The sequence below is a fragment of the Pedobacter hiemivivus genome, from assembly GCF_004331685.1.
GTDB classification, from domain to species: domain Bacteria; phylum Bacteroidota; class Bacteroidia; order Sphingobacteriales; family Sphingobacteriaceae; genus Pedobacter; species Pedobacter hiemivivus.
Genome location: NZ_SJSM01000006.1, coordinates 150,541 through 167,784 on the forward strand (window position 1 = coordinate 150,541; position 17,244 = coordinate 167,784).

Here is a 17,244-nt window from a genome sequence, read left to right on the forward strand (position 1 = left end):
CAACTGAAAGTTCCTTTGGGGGTAGACAATATGAAAATATTTTTTGAAAGGCGTCAAATTCGACCCAATTAGGGTCTAACGCAGAAAAATTAGCACAAAAATCCCAGATTCTACCATTGGAAGTCTATTTTTTATGATTTTCAATGCATTTTGAACTTGCTTTTTAACGGTCTGATCGGAAATATTTAATTTTTTTGCAATTTCCTTATGGGAGAGGTTATCCTTTCGACTTAATTCGAAGATTTCTTTCATCCTCGGCGGTAACTTTTGAATCTCGGCCTCTACAAGATCCAATATTTGTTGTTCATCAAATACTGATGCATCATTGGTTGATTCAGTAATAAAAGCCGCTACCGAGCTTAAATAATCATTTCGGACCTTATTTTGGGCAACCAGGTTCAAGACCTTGTTTCTTACAGAAATATAAAGATGTCCTGATAATTTAGTACTGACATTTAGGGAAGCTGATTTTAACCATAGGGTACTGAAAACGTCCTGAACAACATCCTTTGAACTATCCTCATCCCTAAGCATCCGAAAAGTGTGATAATACATCTCCGCCCAGTAACGATTGTAAATTTCAGTAAAAGCGATCTGATCCTCCTGTTTTAACAAAACGGTTAGTTCCTCATCACTGAAATTACTATAAACTGGCATGGCTCAACTGATCTGATTGGATCGATACGAAATTAGGCTTTCTTCTCCATATTTTCTATAAATTTACAAACAGACATAGAAAAACTGACTATGACTTATCAGGAAAAACTAGCGCAAATACGCAATCAAATGAAGGCCGATAATGTACATGCCTACATTATTCCATCTGCCGACCCTCATATTAGTGAATACTTACCGAAACATTATAAGTGCATTCCCCTTGCCTCTGGCTTTAAAGGATCTGCAGGAACATTGGTCATCACTCATGATCATGCGGGTTTGTGGCCTTTAGTTCTGTAAGTTTCTTTATCTCTGACGCCTTCGCTGGACAAAGTCATTCTTCCGCTGGCATATCCGGAAATGTTGCCAGTAAATTTAAATGTTCCGTTTACCAGGGTTGCGGAATCAGAGTTACCCTTACCTTCAGCAGAGTAATCCAGATAGATTTTCGCCGGTTTATTTAAGTCCCCGATTTTACCGGTAATGCTGAAGTTGGATGTTTGTGCTATGGCCAGGACAGGATTTTCAGCCTATGTTAGGCTGGACAAAATTTAATAAGCACTTTAAAGTTTCCAGCTTTCTTGTAATAAAAACTCTTTCTTATTCGACAAAAGGCAATTTCGGCACCATGATCCTTCATGAAATCAAGCCACCTACTAATGGTTCTTTCGCTTACTGAGAACTTATGTGCTAATTGTCGCCTAGTCCCAGTTTTCGACACACTTAGTAAATAGTCTAAGCTTTCTAAATACAGTATTTCAGGAATCACGAGAGTGTTATTATGGTTACTTATTAAATTGATTTATCAAAAATAATCATATTCATTGACAGAATATGGCAGCATAAGTTATTTCTTTTGAAGTATGAAAATTAAAGCTCCAATTTTAACGGCACTTATTATGAGTATATTCTGGGGCGCATTTTTATCGTGCTCGGATAGCAATAAATTCGAGTTCAAAACTGGAAACATACGTAATGTATTTGAGGCCGCCAAAAAGTCAAAAAAAAACGTTTTTGTTCTAATAACTGATAGCACTTGTGGTAAGTGCAAGCATTTTGAAACATTCTTAAAAGCCCAGACCTCAACCATATCGTTTTTAAATAAAGAATATATACTTTATAAAGCGGATATATCCAATACCGACGGTAGAACTGTTGCGGAAATCACCAAGTGTCCCTCTTATCCATTTCCTTATTTTTTCGATTATGAAGGAAATTTATTAGCGTTTGGATTTCCGAACAATGAAAATTTTAACGTAAGGAATTTGGACGATGTTAAAATAGATCAATTTAAGTTTTCAGAACTTTATAGGCTGCCGATAACGATTGAGAACTATAAAGAACTTGTCTCTTTAAATATGAAAGCGACACTATTGATGAGTAGAGATCAATCAAGCAAAATAAAGGCTTTTAGATTATTCCAGAAGTCTCTAGATATAGCTGCCTATCCCTATAATCTTAGTAAGACAAGTAATAATTTGCAAAAACTAAATATGCAAAATTTAAATTATAGAAAAAAAATAGATAGCTACGAAGTGACAGCCTCAGATAAAAAGCTTTATAAAAATAGCGAGTATGAAGAATTTGTTTCAAGTGAAGTAAATCCCATTGAAATGGCTACAGTTTATTCTATAGATAAAAGAACCCAAGATTTAGGGAATATAGAACTAAGCAAACCAAGAAAATTTAATTTTACTATCACAAATACCTCAAAAACAAATATTACGATAAAAAATGTTACTCATATTTGTGACTGCATAAAATTCACTTGGTCGAAAACAAAAATAAGACCAAAGGAATATGCAGAAGTTAATGGTGTATTTACCCCATTTATTGATGGTGCCTTCAGTAAGGAAATTTTTATACATACAGATTCATATCAGCCAATGACAACTGTATTTATTACTGGAACGGTAAAATAGCAATTGCCGTTGCATATCAGATTTTTTGGAGAAATAAATAAGATGAGAACATACCTATTTTCGACAAGTATTATCTAATATCAACTTTTCACTTAAACCCAAAATCGCAAATATGAAAAAAAAATTAAACCCAGTCTACTTTCTGTTTCTATTCGCTCTTGTGCTCTACTCGTGCGCTAAACTTGACTCGACTGAAGAAGAGGCCAAGAATTCAGAAACTTTGATCTATGAAAATAAAAAATCAGACATTAAAAATCCAAGCGTGGTAACTCGCCCTAAACTTGATAGCAAACTGGAAAAGACCTATTTAATTAATTATCAAAATGACGAATTGCTTCATTTAAGAACCGACACCGAATGGGTTAAGTATCTACGCCAGCAAAAATTGACCGTAAATGAGAGTGATGTAAAAAAATCGATAATTAAGAATACCACAGCAATCATGTATTCCATATCATATACAAGTATATCAGACAATGGGGTTTTAAATGTGTATTCTACATCTAGTGGCCATTTCTGGACTAAAGTATCCATTACAAAGACCAATGGCAACTTGGATAAGTATACGATAACCGCAAAAAACGGAGATCTTATTATACAATTAAATTTAAATCCAGCGACTATGGAAATCTCGAATATATCCAGTCCCAAAAGTGCATCAGTTGTTCAAGATTTTAAAACGCTAGGATTATCATCGGATGATACATCGATCAATAGATCTGAAGGAGATAACTGTTATACAAGACATTTGGACTATATAGAGTGCCTACAGTGTTTGATTGTTAAAAATTGCGGTGAAGATGTGGCATGTGTAATTGCCTGCACAGTTGCTCCAAGTGTATGTCTAGGAGTAGCTGTTCTTGCTTGTATGGGCAAGATGCAAGAACAACAAAAATTATATGGTCAGTGCGGTGGTTACAATTGGACTGGACCAACCGAGTGCGAGTATCCAGCCATGTGTGTTAATATAAACGAATTCTACTCTCAATGTTTATAGAGGTTATAAATAATGGGGCAATTTAAGATAAACGAATTAGTTCTTGTTTTTTGCAAAAATTTACCTTTAGAATATAAAGCTGAATATGACTTATCGATAAAAACAGCTCAAATATTCAATAAAATGAGTCGGTTAGTGTATCATTTCGTTTAAAAATCCTCATATTAATGAATATTACCAAAACGTTCTACATGTATCCATTTGTATCTGGGCTTAAAGGTTGTTCGGTATAAATCATACCCATACGTAGGCAAGGACTAGCGCATTAAAATGATGAAAGTTCATACAAAAAAGCGAGATCAAAAAGCTTATATAGTTACTACTTCCGGCCGAGGGCCGGAAGTAGTTTTCAACTTTTATCGTGAACAAATTTGGACAAGGTTAAGTGAACTATTATTTGAACAGACCTTGACTCACCAAAAATTTAACAAAATGTACCTGGCCAAACAGTCTTTCTTTACAATTGATAAAAAAATCTCACCTTAACTTTGTCCTGTCAAACTACAGACGACACTAAAAAGTACAACTATTCTAATTGAAAATCTTCCGCTCGAGCATACAAATTGTTGTATTCACGGATACTCCCTACATGGTAAAAACGGTGATTCAAGTATATGAATTAGCTTTAGATTGTGTTTGATCAGGGCGGTCTTTCTCGACCGGAACAATCTTTAATAGCTATTGCGGAGCACAGAGAAAGAAGAAAACCGAGACAATTTGTAATCGGTAAATAGCAGTGCACAACTTTTGGCAACAAGAGTGCACAGTTTTACAAAAATATATTTCTCAGGTTAAGTTCCACAAATAGTTTTCCTATTCTCCATTCTGTAGCTTTTACCAGCGAGATTGATGACCTCACATCTGAAGAGTAAGCGATCAAGTAATGCGGTTGCCAGAACCTCATCATCAAGCATTTTAGCCCAATCTGCAGGCATCTTATTAGTGGTAATAATAAAGGAAGTATTCTCGTACAATTGATTAATAAAGTTGAATAGATTAACGGCCTGGGGTTTTTCTACCGGAAAGAGCATAATGTCATCAATGACAATCAGATTGGCCTTAGTCAACCTCTTGTACTCTGCCATTGCAGCTCTGGCAAAGTCCTTCATGCGGAGCATATTCAGGATATCGTCCATTGTCCTGAAATAAGCCTTATAGCCTTTTTCTATAGCCTGGGCGCAAAGTCCAGCCGCGAAAAAAGTCTTGCCGACACCTGAGGGACCGTTAACATGATATTATAGATTTGATCCAGCCAATCCATTTCCTTTAACGTATTTATTTTTTGGAGAGAGAGCCCGTTTTGATCCCTCAGTTCATATTGGTCAAGGCTGGATTTTGCTGGCAATTGTGCAGTTTTAAGCAATCTTTCTTTAGCCTGATGCTCCCTGTGCAAGGATTCCTGCTCAAAAAGCTCTACCAGAAAGCCCAGGTAACTGAGCTGCTTGTTCTCGGCTATCTTAACCGTCTGTTCTATCTTTGTGGCCATTCCTGTGATCTTATATTGGCGGCAGTATTGGTCAATCTGTTGTTTTTGGTTCATATTAATTAAGTTGATTATTCAAGATTTGCTGATAGTCATCAATTCTACTCATTTGGGGTTGCAGCAATGCCTGCTGTGGATAAGCCCCATTTAAAGGATTTAGGCCTGTTGGGGGTAGTCCTATCGGGACGGTCTCCTGCTTGAACTTTGATATCAGTGCCTTAAAGTCGTTGGCACTATTTACGCCCTGCTGCAGACAGAAGAGCAATCCTTTTTCGATCAGCCGATGGTCGGTATTACCTCACGAAGAAGGATAAGCTGATCACGCAGATATCGTGGTTTATCGGCTCGAATGGCACCAATAAATCGCCGCAGACTTTCCCCGTCAATGATCAGCTTACAAACTTCCGCTGTCATTTCTTCCAGAGCTGTACTTTTATCCCGCTTGTGATCAGTATTAATAACCTTTAAGCCAATCCCTTCAGCGACCACATGCCTGCATAATTCTGTTTGACCCCGTGCACAAATAACCAGATATCCATTTTCAAGACGAACAGATACCTGGCTTCCCCGGCCGGTGTAGGTTCCAAGGGGCAATGAATAAAGATTACTTTTCCAGGAAATCATGTTATCTTTTCTAACTGAATATAATAACGGAGCTGGCCCTGTATCACCGATAGGTTCAAAAGGTCTGAGAAAGTCCTGTTCAATCTGCCACTCATTTAAGGGGGATTTTTTAGTCAGGGCATGATCAAGTTTGTTGGCGGTACGTTCCAGCCATTTCAGGCCATCCTTATTTAGTGTTTCCAGGTCATGGAAGGCGCGGTTATAAAGAAAGTTCTGTTTGATATACTTCACCACATTCTCGACTTTGCCTTTACTTTCAGGATCAGCTTTTCTGCACATATGGACTTTAAAGTGCCGATCGCGCACATATGCTTTGAATTGAGTAGTCAGGATCAGCTCTCCGTGATTCTCATTGCTAATGAATACTTTATCCTGATCGTAAACCAAAGTATCCGGTATGCCTTTGATGTAATTAAAAGCACTTTCATGCGCAGTGATGGCGGTACTACTGGTGAAAGGTTTGCCACTGAAACAAACGTATTTGAACCGGGAAAGTACCAGGGTGAAAAAATAGATTTTTACGCGTTTTCCATCACTGGAACGCATATTATATTCTCCAAAATCAACTTGGCCCTGCAGTCCATAAGCTGTCTCTTCAACAGCAGAATAATCCCGCAAGGGATGTTCAAAAGGTAGGTTATGCCGATGCCGAACCCATTTTACAAAGTTAAAAATAGTCTTTTGGTTGACCTCTGGAAACTCAGCATTATGTTCCTTTAGCCAATCGTGCATCTGGGCGGCAGAGGTCTCACGGTAGAGTTCCAGCCGCTCACGAACAAAGGTTTCATAAGGTAAAAGAAGTTTTCCACGCGTGCTTTGCGACTTCAGAAAGGATTCAAACTCCTCATCCTCCATCTCCAGATATTTTTTTACTGTCCGGCGGTTGCACCCGAGGGCTTTGCTGATCCGCGAAATCGAACGACCGTCAAGGTGCATTCGTTTAATCTCATAATACATCATAAATTTGCTTAAAAATGCGTTCATCTCATCAGTTTTCGTAGACCAATGAAGTTCGTATTTAAACGGCGGGGTATAAAAACTCCGTCGTTTTTTTGTGCACTCTTGTTGCCATTTTCTGTGTATTCTTATTTGCCGATTTCTGTGCAGTTTTAATTACCGACTACAACAATTAACAAGTATTTAAAATAGCGCTGTAACATTACTTTTTTCAAAGCGATTTATGAAAATGTCATATAGGCTATGGGATTTTTGGTGTGCTGATTTGTTCGGGATAAAAAAGAAGTAACCATTGTAGATATTCTAAGTATATCATAGATAGGCACTACTTAATTCTGATAGCATTTGTTTCGTTATTTCAGTATTTAAATTGACTTCAAACGATCTGATACATTTCTTTTGATCTGTAGAAATTAGATAGTAAATCGGCCTAGATTTATACTTATAAATCGTTTTTAAGCTTGATATTGTCCGACTAACACAGACTACATTTTTTACAATCTTACCCCATAATGTCCCAATATATTTCAAATTTTCTTTATCAGAGACTAAAACAACCTTTTTGCGAAAATTATCTTCACCAAGAAGCTTCAATAAAAATGCCATTTCCTCATTTATACATGTTTTGCAATCAAGATTTGAAGAAACAAATAAAAGTACGTTACCATTAGTTAAAGTAGGCAAATCGCTAAGTATTGTCTCGATGTCTCCGGAGTTTTTCGGGACAATTGAAACCCTATTGAAGTCAGGTTTTATTTTTTGTTTACTAGGCCTTTGACATGAAAAAAGTAAAATTTGAAAGATAAAACCAATTAAGGTTATCTTTATTAGAATACAAGTGTTATTGCTCATTTGATTTTAACTATTTGTAAAATAGGATTATCATCTTCGCGAACAGTATTGGAAAATTCAATAAATATCTGGTGTCTATTATTACTCTCTCTTATGCTATGTTTTTTTATCTTCTCAAATTCCGACAGGAAAAACTCCGAGGGAAGTACGGCGTATAGATGACTTTCATCTGCCTGATTTTGCGGTAGGAATGCTATTCCATAGTCAATATCATTATCGAAACCAAGGATTGCCTTTTTACCACCCCTCAACTTATAAAAAAAGTTTTCATTCTTATCATATATAATTATGTCACGCCTTTGCTGTAAAACGACATAAAAATATAATTTTGATTCGGTTTCTATCACAGATCTAATTTGAAGGAAATTATCAAGATTTCTGGCAGACGTTTTTCCGGTAACAGCGTATTCATTTGGAACTAGATTTTCTCCACTTATGATGTAATCAGTATATAGCTTTCCAGTATCCTGTATGGAAAAAATTTTGTTAATGCTAGTTTGCCAAAATTTCATCTTATTCTTGTACTTATAGATACAAAATCGAGAGTAAAAATCTTGTTTTTTAAAAGGCTCCACTAAATCAACTTTGAAATGAACTTTTCCACTATAATCTAAAATATAAACATGTGGATATTTTGCATGCTCTTTGCCAATAGTAGGGGTGAAAAGTAATATCTTTTTGTTATTTAAAACCATTATTTTTAAAGGGCGATTTTCTATATCTAAGCTTTTGAGATAAGCACCATCCAAATTGAAAAGTAAGATTTTTTTCCTTCGACTATCGAGTAAAAAAATTAAATTATTTGCTTCATCTATCGCGGCGTCAGAAAGAAATGAATACTCATTATCTTTTAGCCCTTTTGAGGATAAACTTCTTCTAAAATCCCCAGATTTAGTAAACAGGTATAAATTACGGGTTAAATCGTCCTTAACTAGTATGTAATTCTCTGAAAAATCAACATCTAGACTATTTGATAATGTTACATCACTAGATTTACCAAGTTTAATGTAAGATACAGAATCTGCTATTTGAGATAAATTAATGCTACGATATTTAATACTACCATTTAAATTGATCGATTTGAGAGGTTTTTTCCCATCTGCGTCTCTTTGACAATTTAAATTAGTTAATAAAAATAAAAATGCGATCAAAAAGGCAAGGCGGTTACCAATCATCATCTATTGAACAGCCTGCATATTCTGTGTGACAAACTATTTTTTGACATTCAGAGTTACCATCGTCAGGAACGCAATCTGCAAGCTTCCCTTCACTTGTATATAAAAGCGCATAAGGATCCCAAAAAACACAATCAAAAGCCATATTATCAACGGACATCTTTCCTATTTCCAACCCCTCCCGAAAAAGACAGTGTCTTATAACATCCACTGTAGATGAAGGAATACACTGAGAATAGTATAAATTTACTTTATGGCAATAGTACCCCGCAACACAATTACGTTGTCCAGTCCATTGTTCACCGCCACATTGATGAAATGGCTGCACTGCAGAGGTGGTAATCATAAGCACCAGGATTGTGATAAAAAAGTAAAACACTGTTCTAATTGGATTCTTTTTTTTCATGAAAGCACCAGCATTCAGAGTATGCGAGCATTCTAAAATAGTTGTTTTTTCCATATTAATATTTATTATATAGTTTCTCCTTTTATTTTTAACGTATACATTGGGGATTTTGCTGATGTCGTATGTACGAAAATATTTTTCTCAAATTGCCCTAATTCATTTGAATGATAAGTAACTTTGATTTGGCCATATTTATTTGGCATAATTGGTTTTTTATTCCATTTGAAACTTAAACAAGTACAATCTTGATCAATATGTTCTATAGCCAAAGGATTTGAAGTGAGGTTTTTTACATAAAATGTAAAAGTCTCTCTGGAATTTAGATTGATCTTAACTTTTTCAAAGTTTGGAGTAATTGCTAACTCTTCATTTATCTCGAGCTGCTTCCTTCCGACATTCTTAATATTTAGATTTTTTAAGATTTCTTGATAAATGAATTGATCCGAAGAAGTAATGTTTAAATTAGCGATTTTATCATCCAATTTTTTTTTACGTTGCTTCTCCATGTTAAGGTTGAGCTTCGAATAGTAAATATTAAATGGATATGCAGCAATAGATAAGGATTGATAAAAAATTTCATAAGATTCCTTGATATCTTCTAAATCAGTTGCATAATAATATTTAAGATACGCATTTAGATTCATCGTGATAAGAGTTTTATACTGTTCTTGATTAATAGACAAATTATATAATTCTCTAAAATTAAAGTTATCTAAAGTGATCTTAGACAAATCTGTAATATCATAAATCTTACTATTTGGAAATCCAAAAGCCAATAATTTCCCGTTACTATCAAAGAAATAAGGAAACGGATAGGATGGACATTTAATGAGTTGGATAAATTTTTGATCGTTTATATTTTTCAGATCGGCCTTATAGCACACATAGTCCCGCTTTAATACATCGACCGTCACCTTTTGTTTATTCAAAAAATCAAGAAAGTCATTACAACGGTTACATGCACTGTCTGTAACAAAGACAAATACTTTTTTATTAAGTAGTTTAGCTTTCTGAAAAGCTCCTTCAAAACCTCCTGTTACGAAACTTATTTTATCTGGCTTTTTACAAGATGCACAAAAAAAAAGAATAATGAGACAAAATCTAAAGAGTGAACTCATGAGAGTATTAATTTGACACTAACCTAGTTTAATTAATTTTAAAAAACAAATTTTATTATTATCAATCAAACATGTATTTACTTATAAATAAAATATTTATAACGAAAGAACTCGCTTCAGCGCATTTGCTTGTCATTCTTCAATACGATTATTAGGGTAAATTAACACCGTAATTTCTACAGACTATTCCAAAGCAAAAAAGTTAGATTAATGTATGTAAGAGAATATAAGTAACGTCCTTAAACACGATCTCGTATATACATCTGGTTTCGGCAATTTAAAAATCCGGCCAGCGTGCTTTAACACTCTTCTCCATATTTTCTATAAATTTGCAAACAGACATAAAAAAACTGACTATGACTTATCAGGAAAAACTAGCGCAAATACGCAATCAAATGAAGGCCGATAATGTACATGCCTACATTATTCCATCTGCCGACCCTCATATTAGTGAATACTTACCGAAACATTATAAGTGCATTCCCTTCGCCTCTGGCTTTAAAGGATCTGCAGGAACATTAGTCATCACTCATGATCATGCAGGTTTGTGGACTGACTTCCGCTATTTTGAACAAGCTGTAGATGAACTGAAGGACAGTGGTTTTGAGTTGATGAAGCAAAAAGTTCAACATGCACCTGAATATATTCAATGGTTAATTGAAAAGTTAGATAAAGGCAGTGTAGTCGCTGCTGATGATAAATTATTGTCTGTTTTATTGGGAGACCTCCTTACTCAACAGTTCGCTGTTAAAGAAATTAGCCTGACTAGCAAAGATTATTTAAGCCCGATCTGGGAAAACCGGCCGGCATTACCTTCAGAAAAAGCATTTCTAATCGACGATAAACACATCGGTCAGTCGGTAAGGTCTAAACTCGCTCAAGTAAGAACTGCCTTACAAAAACAAGGCGCAAGTCATCACCTGATTTCATCTTTGGATGATCTAGCCTGGTTGTTTAACATCCGCGGAAAAGATGTAAGCTATAATCCTGTTGTATTAAGTTTCGCTTTGATCAACCAAAAGTATGCTACGCTATTTATGGATGAAGATAAGCTTAGCATCGAAGAAAAAAAAGACCTATGGAGCAATGGTGTTGAGGTATTGTCTTACACTGATATTGAGCCGGCCATATTAGATATCCCTGCCAACAGCTCTATTTTTATCGACCCAAAACGCAACTGCTTTGCCTTCTATAAATTAATTCCAGCTTCAATTAGGATCATTAAAGACACCAATCCTACGACGAACCTAAAGGCTGTTAAAAATGAAACTGAGCTTTCCAATACCAGGGCGGCAATGCTTAAAGACGGGGTAGCGATCACACGTTTCTTGAAATGGCTTTCAGAAAATATCGGGAAAATTACGATTACAGAACTTTCTGCTGCTGCTGAATTGCGCAAGTTTAGAGAACAACAAGAAGGCTTTGTAGGTGACAGCTTTAACACCATCAGTGCTTACAAAGCACATGGTGCCTTACCTCATTATGGTGCATCGGAAGAAAGTAACGTTGAAGTAAAAGCGGAAGGCTTGTTCCTGGTAGATTCGGGCGGTCAGTACTTTTATGGAACAACTGACATCACCCGCACCATCCCAATGGGAAACAATACGGAAGAAGAAAGCACCGATTATACCTTGGTTTTAAAAGGTATGATTGATGGTTGTAAAGTACGTTTCCCTAAAGGTACTTGCGGCTGCCAGATTGATGCTATTACCAGAAAGCCTTTATGGGACTATGCCATTAATTACGGACATGGAACTGGCCATGGGGTAGGTTATTTCTTAAATGTACATGAAGGACCCCAGGTCTTTAACGCTAGTGCTACTCCTGTAGCTGTTGAGTTGGGCATGATTACTTCTGTTGAACCGGGTGTTTACCGTCCGGGCAAGCATGGTATTCGTATTGAAAACCTGGTCAATACAATTGCTGATGTAAGCAACGAGTTTAATGAATTCTATGCTTTTGAGGCTTTAACCATCGCGCCTATTAGCACCAAAATTGTAAAGAAAGAATTGCTGGATCAATCACAAATTGATTGGTTAAACAGCTACAATGCTTTGGTATTTGAAAAGCTAAGTCCGCTGTTAAATGCAGATGAAGCTGCCTGGTTAAAAGCTGAGGTTAAAGCTATCTAATAGCGCTAAATACTACAAAAAAGGGAATCTGCTATTCAATTCTGCATAATTCGCACGCTGAAGAAGCGGCGAACAACGCTAGGAATTTCATTAGCACTTTCCCTTTTTAAATAATATTGCACCACAGCATAACTCGCTAAACTGACAGGCTTTTCATGCTGCAGTATTCACAAAAAAATCGGATATACTGTGAAAAGACCTTCTGAGCTTTGCTCCCTTTTCGGGGAGCCTAAGATCAGGCAGTCTTTGAAGAGTGTATCCGATTTTTTATGTAGTATTCCCTTAATATTTTATGCCGGACTAATCGACCTGTCCAAATGCACATACCCACCATCTACATACACCAATTGCCCGGTAGTATGGCTAGACACATTAGAAAGCAAAAATACCGCTGCATTCGCAATCTCCTCAGCTGTTGTCATCCTTTGTCCTAAAGGAATCTTAGCCTTTATGGCGGCCAGTTTTTCTTCAGAATTTGGAATTGAACTGATCCAGGTCTGATACAATGGCGTATAACACTCTGCTACGATCACTGAATTCACTCTGATACCATAAGGCAATAATTCTACAGCCCACTCACGTGTCAACGCATTCCTTGCACCATTTGATGCGGCATAAGCAGACGTTCCACCCTGTCCAGTATCCGCTACCTTTGATCCAATATTCACTATAGAACCATTGGAAGCCTTAAGTGCTGGCAAAGCATGATGCGCCATTAAATAGTAATGAATCACATTTTTATGCAAGCTATCTACAAACTTCTCATAATTACCACTCTCCAGTCCAACGCCATCATTTACACCAGCATTATTTACCAGTCCGTCAATACGACCAAACTTCTCCAAAACAGTCGCTATTGCTTTTTCTATATCCTTCGGGTTGGCTAGTTCGGCTATAAGCTGAAAAGCCTGACCACCATTTGCGATCACCTCATTTGCCAGTTTCAAATTATCCTGTTCATTTCTACCAACAATTACAGGAATAGCTCCTTCGCTTGCCAGCACCCTAACAATACCTGCTCCAATACCTTTGGCACCACCGGTAACAATAACCACTTTATCTTTTAATTGCAGATCCATAGATTGCTTATTATTATAAATTATAAAATCTTGTTGCATTACCTCCCCAGAAGAGCGCCTGCTCATCTAAAGAAAGTTTTGAGGTATACCCCTCCACTAAACCAAGTGTCTGCTGATAAGTAGCCGCCACCAGGCACACCGGCCAATCAGATCCATACATCAGTCGATTGATGCCAAAAGCCTCAAAAACGACATCCAGGTAAGGTCTAAAATCAGTTTCTGTCCAATGTTTCCAATCCGCTTCAGTAACCATGCCCGACACTTTACAATGCACATTCTCGTGCTGGGCCAAGGCTATCATATCCTTTTTCCATCCCTCAATTGTACCACCTTTAATATCCGGCTTGGCAATATGATCCAATACAAACGGCTGATCCGGGAATTTGGCAGCCAATTCTGCAGCATACTTTAACTGATCCGGAAAAATCAATATGTCATAAGTATAACCATATGCTTGTAATTTACCTATCCCATTTAAAAAAGCAGGCTTTAACATCAATGCACGGTCTTTTTCACCTTGCAGGATATGCCTGAATCCTTTCAATTTATCGTACTGTTTTAAATCTGCCAGTTGATCGTCAATATCTTCAGCTTGTAGATCTACCCAGCCAACAACCCCTTTAACAAAGGAATGATCCGCCGCATTTTTTAGCTGAAAAAGATTTTCGGCAGGAGACTGATCCGATTGAACCACAACACTCCCATCAAAATGATGTTGTTGAAGCATTGGTAACAATGTTGATGGCGTATAATCAGCCCTCAACACCGCCATATCATCCGTTATCCAGCTGTCCCTAACCGCATCATAAATCCAGAAATGCTGGTGGGAATCAATTTTTAACATAGTTCTTTACCTGCTGCTTAGAGTTACCCAAGCCATCAATACCCAACTCTATCACATCACCATCTTTAAGGTATACTGGTGGATTAAAGCCTAAGCCTACCCCAGCGGGAGTTCCTGTAGAAATCACATCCCCCGGCAATAAAGTCATGAACTGACTTACATAAGCCACCACAAAGGGAACATTAAATATAAAGTTAGACGTGTTGCCATCCTGCATTTTCTGACCGTTTACAGTCAACCAAAGACGCATATTATTCACATCCGCAATTTCATCCTTAGTAGCCAAAAATGGGCCTAGCGGAGCGAACGTATCGCAACCTTTTCCCTTATCCCATGTGCCATTTCTTTCTAACTGAAACTCGCGCTCAGATACATCATTATGTAAAGCATAACCTGCTACATAATCCAATGCATCTGCCTCTTCAACGTAAGATGCTTTCTTACCAATAACTACGGCAAGCTCTACTTCCCAATCTGTTTTTACTGAGTTTTTAGGAATCACTACATTATCAAAAGGCCCAACCATTGAAGTACTGGCCTTCATAAATATAACCGGCTCAGTTGGAATAGCTGCATTAGTTTCCCTGGCATGATCGGCATAGTTTAATCCGATACAAACAATTTTTGAAGGACGGGCTATTGGAGATCCTAATCTTGTTCCGGCAGGAATAACGGTTAACTTACCTTCATTTGCTTTCACAAACTCTGCAAGTCTTTCTAATCCATTGTCATTAAAAAACTGTTCGTTATAATCTCCACCGAAGGCAGAAGTATCATACCAAGTATCGTTTACAATTACACCGATTTTCTCTTGATCGGCAGCTCCCCATCTAATTAATTTCATCTTTTTGTTCCTATTTAATTTTCAATTCAATGATGGTGTCAATGTCGTCCATTGCCACCCCATCTAAATATACTATTGTCTGATCTGCAGTTTGTTTGAATTTTAATTTAGCACCGCCATTCATTAAAGTAGCAGAAACCACTTTTTGCTTTAATTTTGGCAAAGTAATGGACGGCTGTTTAAGCTTATTGATTACATGCGCATATAAAGTTTTGTCCTTTGCAGTAACTACACCCCATTCCTGCATATCGATAAGGTTACCTCTGGTACCATATATACTTGCGCCGTATACCTTCATCCAATCGCCAATTTTAGCAAGTGTATCAATGTTTTCTGGCTGAATGATTCCATTTGGCATCGGGCCAACGTTTAATAAAAAATTGGCATTTCGTCCGGCATCATTTACCAGGTAATGGATCAACTGTTTTACGGTTTTATACTTCCTGTCGGTGATGCTAAATCCCCATGAATTGTTCATCGTTTCGCAAGTTTCCAGTGGAAGCTGAGAAATGCTTGCTCCACCAAAACCAGTTGTATTCACACCTGGCAAATCCTTTTCGAACATTTGAAAATCTTCACCTGCAATAGGCGATAAATGATGATTATTACCCACCATACATTGCGGCTGCAGCTTATGAATTAAACTGTAAATCTCATCGTAATGCCAATCTACCTTCGATTTTAAGGTTTTATCCTTGTCATTATCCAACTGATCCCAATGTCCATCAAACCAAATTCCGGAAATTTCTCCATAATTGGTAAGCAACTCTGTTAACTGCGCTTTCATGAAGGCAATATAATTATTCCAGTCACCTTTTTCTGTACGTCCGGTACCTTTTCCTGTTTTCCCTGTGGCGTAGTGATAATCTGTGCGCGACCAGTCCAGCAATGAATAGTATAAAAACAACTTTATGCCTTGTTTATGGCACGCTGCAGCCATTGCTGCTACGATATCCTTTCCGTAAGGTGTTTCTGTTATTTTCCAGTCCGACTGCTTCGTATCCCAGTTGCTAAAACCATCGTGGTGACGGGTAATCAGTGTAATATACTTCATACCTGCACCTTTTGCCGCATCCACCCATTTTTTTGCATCAAAGGCTGTAGGATTAAAAATCCCTTTTAGCCGCTTGTAGTCCTCTACCTTGATATTTTTATTGTTCATCACCCACTCGCCATCACTCAGAACGCTAAAAGCCCCCCAATGAATAAACATCCCAAATTTCATGTCCTGAAAATCCTTTCTTGAAGCAAGGTTCTCGGCCGTTGGGCTATACTGTTGCGCCTTTAAGCCAAACGAGCAGCTCATCGCAAAAAGTAAGATAATCAAGCGTAGTTTCATATTTTTTTGGTTATGGGTTATGAATTGTAGGTTACGCGTTTGGGTTTTAGTTGTTCAACTTAATAAATCCTCCATCTAAAGGGTAATCGTTTCCGGTTACAAAACCGGCCTCTTCCGAACACAGATAAAGTGCCAATGAAGCCACTTCCTCTGGTTTCCCCATCCGGCCTATTGGCTGACTTTTCGACAATTTCTCGAATATTTCAGCTTCCTGACCCGCATAATTTTTAGCAATAAAACCATCTACAAAAGGGGTATGTACCCTTGCTGGAGAAATGCTGTTACACCTGATCCCTTCAGCCATATAATCTTTGGCTACAGACATTGTCATCGCGAAAATCGCCCCTTTACTCATAGAGTAAGCAAAACGGTCTGACAAGCCCACTACCGCGCCAATAGAAGCCATGTTTAGCACTACTCCTGAACCTTGTGCTTTCATTGCCGGAATAGCCGCATACAAGCAGTTATAAGCTCCTTTAACATTTACATCAAATACTTTCACAAAGTCGGCTTCGCTGGTATTATCGGCTCTTCCAATATGGGCAATGCCCGCATTATTCACTAAGATATCAATTTTTCCGATTTGCTTAAAGATGCTAACAACAGCTTCCTGGTTGCTGACATCACAACCGTATGCATCGGCTGATCCGCCTTCGGCCTTTATTTCATTTACAGTTTGTAAACCTGCATCTGCATTCAATTCTATAATATGGACGTGAGCACCCTGTTTGGCAAAAAGCACTGATATTGCCTTGCCAATTCCACTTCCTCCACCTGTAATAATTGCTGATTTTCCTTTTAAACTAAACATTTTT

General features: G+C 37.3%; 15 protein-coding genes and 1 pseudogene. 4 read left to right on the forward strand and 12 right to left on the reverse strand.

What is annotated here, in order from left to right; all coding sequences use genetic code 11:
• Nucleotides 1-75: 75 nt before the first annotated feature.
• Entirely contained in the window at nucleotides 76-657 is a 582-nt protein-coding gene (locus tag EZ444_RS12640; protein WP_131609346.1) for an RNA polymerase sigma factor, read from the reverse strand.
• Nucleotides 658-786: 129 nt separating this feature from the next.
• On the opposite strand from EZ444_RS12640, the gene EZ444_RS12645 reads away from it, so the two are divergent.
• Entirely contained in the window at nucleotides 787-957 is a 171-nt protein-coding gene (locus EZ444_RS12645) for a hypothetical protein (protein WP_225874718.1), read from the forward strand.
• On the opposite strand, the gene EZ444_RS27865 is transcribed toward EZ444_RS12645, so the two are convergent.
• Complete coding sequence (locus tag EZ444_RS27865; protein ID WP_131609510.1) at nucleotides 927-1,172, reverse strand: DUF4369 domain-containing protein; 246 nt, start codon at nucleotides 1,170-1,172, stop codon at nucleotides 927-929. The genes EZ444_RS12645 and EZ444_RS27865 overlap by 31 nt on opposite strands.
• A gap of 348 nt (nucleotides 1,173-1,520) precedes the next feature.
• Between EZ444_RS27865 and EZ444_RS12655 the strand changes: the two genes are divergently transcribed.
• Together EZ444_RS12655 and EZ444_RS12660 are read left to right on the forward strand one after the other, a co-directional pair.
• On the forward strand, nucleotides 1,521-2,579 hold the full coding sequence (locus EZ444_RS12655; protein WP_131609348.1) for a DUF1573 domain-containing protein: 1,059 nt from the start codon (nucleotides 1,521-1,523) through the stop codon (nucleotides 2,577-2,579).
• A gap of 112 nt (nucleotides 2,580-2,691) precedes the next feature.
• Entirely contained in the window at nucleotides 2,692-3,576 is an 885-nt protein-coding gene (locus EZ444_RS12660) for a hypothetical protein (protein WP_131609349.1), read from the forward strand.
• 791 nt (nucleotides 3,577-4,367) lie between these two features.
• On the opposite strand, the pseudogene istB reads toward EZ444_RS12660, so the two are convergent.
• The 5 genes and pseudogenes from istB to EZ444_RS12685 form a co-directional block, all read right to left on the reverse strand.
• A pseudogene (gene istB / locus EZ444_RS27870) lies at nucleotides 4,368-5,116 on the reverse strand (IS21-like element helper ATPase IstB).
• A 219-nt stretch (nucleotides 5,117-5,335) separates the two neighbouring features.
• Nucleotides 5,336-6,667 carry an IS21 family transposase gene (gene istA, locus EZ444_RS12670; protein WP_131609351.1) on the reverse strand — a complete coding sequence of 444 codons (1,332 nt, stop codon included), beginning with the start codon at nucleotides 6,665-6,667 and terminating at the stop codon, nucleotides 5,336-5,338.
• Between the two features lie 821 nt (nucleotides 6,668-7,488).
• A complete protein-coding gene (locus EZ444_RS12675; protein WP_131609353.1) occupies nucleotides 7,489-8,670 on the reverse strand; it encodes a 6-bladed beta-propeller in 1,182 nt (393 codons plus the stop codon).
• On the reverse strand, nucleotides 8,657-9,127 hold the full coding sequence (locus EZ444_RS12680; RefSeq protein WP_131609355.1) for a hypothetical protein: 471 nt from the start codon (nucleotides 9,125-9,127) through the stop codon (nucleotides 8,657-8,659). Before EZ444_RS12680 ends, EZ444_RS12675 begins: the two co-directional genes overlap by 14 nt.
• Nucleotides 9,128-9,138: 11 nt before the next feature.
• Nucleotides 9,139-10,191: a DUF1573 domain-containing protein gene (locus tag EZ444_RS12685; RefSeq protein ID WP_131609356.1), complete on the reverse strand. Its 1,053-nt coding sequence runs from the start codon at nucleotides 10,189-10,191 to the stop codon at nucleotides 9,139-9,141.
• 356 nt (nucleotides 10,192-10,547) lie between these two features.
• Here EZ444_RS12685 and EZ444_RS12690 point away from each other — a divergent pair, with 356 nt between their 5' ends.
• Complete coding sequence (locus EZ444_RS12690; protein WP_131609358.1) at nucleotides 10,548-12,323, forward strand: aminopeptidase family protein P; 1,776 nt, start codon at nucleotides 10,548-10,550, stop codon at nucleotides 12,321-12,323.
• A 290-nt stretch (nucleotides 12,324-12,613) separates the two neighbouring features.
• On the opposite strand, the gene EZ444_RS12695 is transcribed toward EZ444_RS12690, so the two are convergent.
• From EZ444_RS12695 to EZ444_RS12715, 5 genes are read right to left on the reverse strand one after another with little or no spacing between them, the layout of a single operon-like run.
• On the reverse strand, nucleotides 12,614-13,402 hold the full coding sequence (locus EZ444_RS12695) for an SDR family oxidoreductase (RefSeq protein WP_131609360.1): 789 nt from the start codon (nucleotides 13,400-13,402) through the stop codon (nucleotides 12,614-12,616).
• Between the two features lie 13 nt (nucleotides 13,403-13,415).
• Nucleotides 13,416-14,246 carry an amidohydrolase family protein gene (locus EZ444_RS12700; RefSeq protein ID WP_131609362.1) on the reverse strand — a complete coding sequence of 277 codons (831 nt, stop codon included), beginning with the start codon at nucleotides 14,244-14,246 and terminating at the stop codon, nucleotides 13,416-13,418.
• Nucleotides 14,233-15,090, reverse strand: coding sequence for a fumarylacetoacetate hydrolase family protein (locus EZ444_RS12705; RefSeq protein WP_131609364.1), 858 nt, complete (start codon nucleotides 15,088-15,090; stop codon nucleotides 14,233-14,235). The genes EZ444_RS12700 and EZ444_RS12705 overlap by 14 nt, the downstream gene beginning before the upstream one ends.
• Before the next feature lie 10 nt (nucleotides 15,091-15,100).
• Nucleotides 15,101-16,429, reverse strand: coding sequence for an alpha-L-fucosidase (locus EZ444_RS12710; protein WP_131609366.1), 1,329 nt, complete (start codon nucleotides 16,427-16,429; stop codon nucleotides 15,101-15,103).
• Nucleotides 16,430-16,475: 46 nt separating this feature from the next.
• Entirely contained in the window at nucleotides 16,476-17,240 is a 765-nt protein-coding gene (locus EZ444_RS12715; RefSeq protein WP_131609368.1) for an SDR family NAD(P)-dependent oxidoreductase, read from the reverse strand.
• Nucleotides 17,241-17,244: the final 4 nt, after the last annotated feature.

What these genes read in the sequence shown, in the direction of transcription:
- EZ444_RS12640 (WP_131609346.1), bottom strand. Translation starts at nt 657, where the DNA reads ATGCCAGTTTATAGTAATTTCAGTGATGAGGAACTAACCGTTTTGTTA.
- EZ444_RS12645 (WP_225874718.1), top strand. Translation starts at nt 787, where the DNA reads ATGAAGGCCGATAATGTACATGCCTACATTATTCCATCTGCCGACCCT.
- EZ444_RS12655 (WP_131609348.1), top strand. Translation starts at nt 1,521, where the DNA reads ATGAAAATTAAAGCTCCAATTTTAACGGCACTTATTATGAGTATATTC.
- EZ444_RS12660 (WP_131609349.1), top strand. Translation starts at nt 2,692, where the DNA reads ATGAAAAAAAAATTAAACCCAGTCTACTTTCTGTTTCTATTCGCTCTT.
- istA (WP_131609351.1), bottom strand. Translation starts at nt 6,667, where the DNA reads ATGAACGCATTTTTAAGCAAATTTATGATGTATTATGAGATTAAACGA.
- EZ444_RS12675 (WP_131609353.1), bottom strand. Translation starts at nt 8,670, where the DNA reads ATGATGATTGGTAACCGCCTTGCCTTTTTGATCGCATTTTTATTTTTA.
- EZ444_RS12680 (WP_131609355.1), bottom strand. Translation starts at nt 9,127, where the DNA reads ATGGAAAAAACAACTATTTTAGAATGCTCGCATACTCTGAATGCTGGT.
- EZ444_RS12685 (WP_131609356.1), bottom strand. Translation starts at nt 10,191, where the DNA reads ATGAGTTCACTCTTTAGATTTTGTCTCATTATTCTTTTTTTTTGTGCA.
- EZ444_RS12690 (WP_131609358.1), top strand. Translation starts at nt 10,548, where the DNA reads ATGACTTATCAGGAAAAACTAGCGCAAATACGCAATCAAATGAAGGCC.
- EZ444_RS12695 (WP_131609360.1), bottom strand. Translation starts at nt 13,402, where the DNA reads ATGGATCTGCAATTAAAAGATAAAGTGGTTATTGTTACCGGTGGTGCC.
- EZ444_RS12700 (WP_131609362.1), bottom strand. Translation starts at nt 14,246, where the DNA reads ATGTTAAAAATTGATTCCCACCAGCATTTCTGGATTTATGATGCGGTT.
- EZ444_RS12705 (WP_131609364.1), bottom strand. Translation starts at nt 15,090, where the DNA reads ATGAAATTAATTAGATGGGGAGCTGCCGATCAAGAGAAAATCGGTGTA.
- EZ444_RS12710 (WP_131609366.1), bottom strand. Translation starts at nt 16,429, where the DNA reads ATGAAACTACGCTTGATTATCTTACTTTTTGCGATGAGCTGCTCGTTT.
- EZ444_RS12715 (WP_131609368.1), bottom strand. Translation starts at nt 17,240, where the DNA reads ATGTTTAGTTTAAAAGGAAAATCAGCAATTATTACAGGTGGAGGAAGT.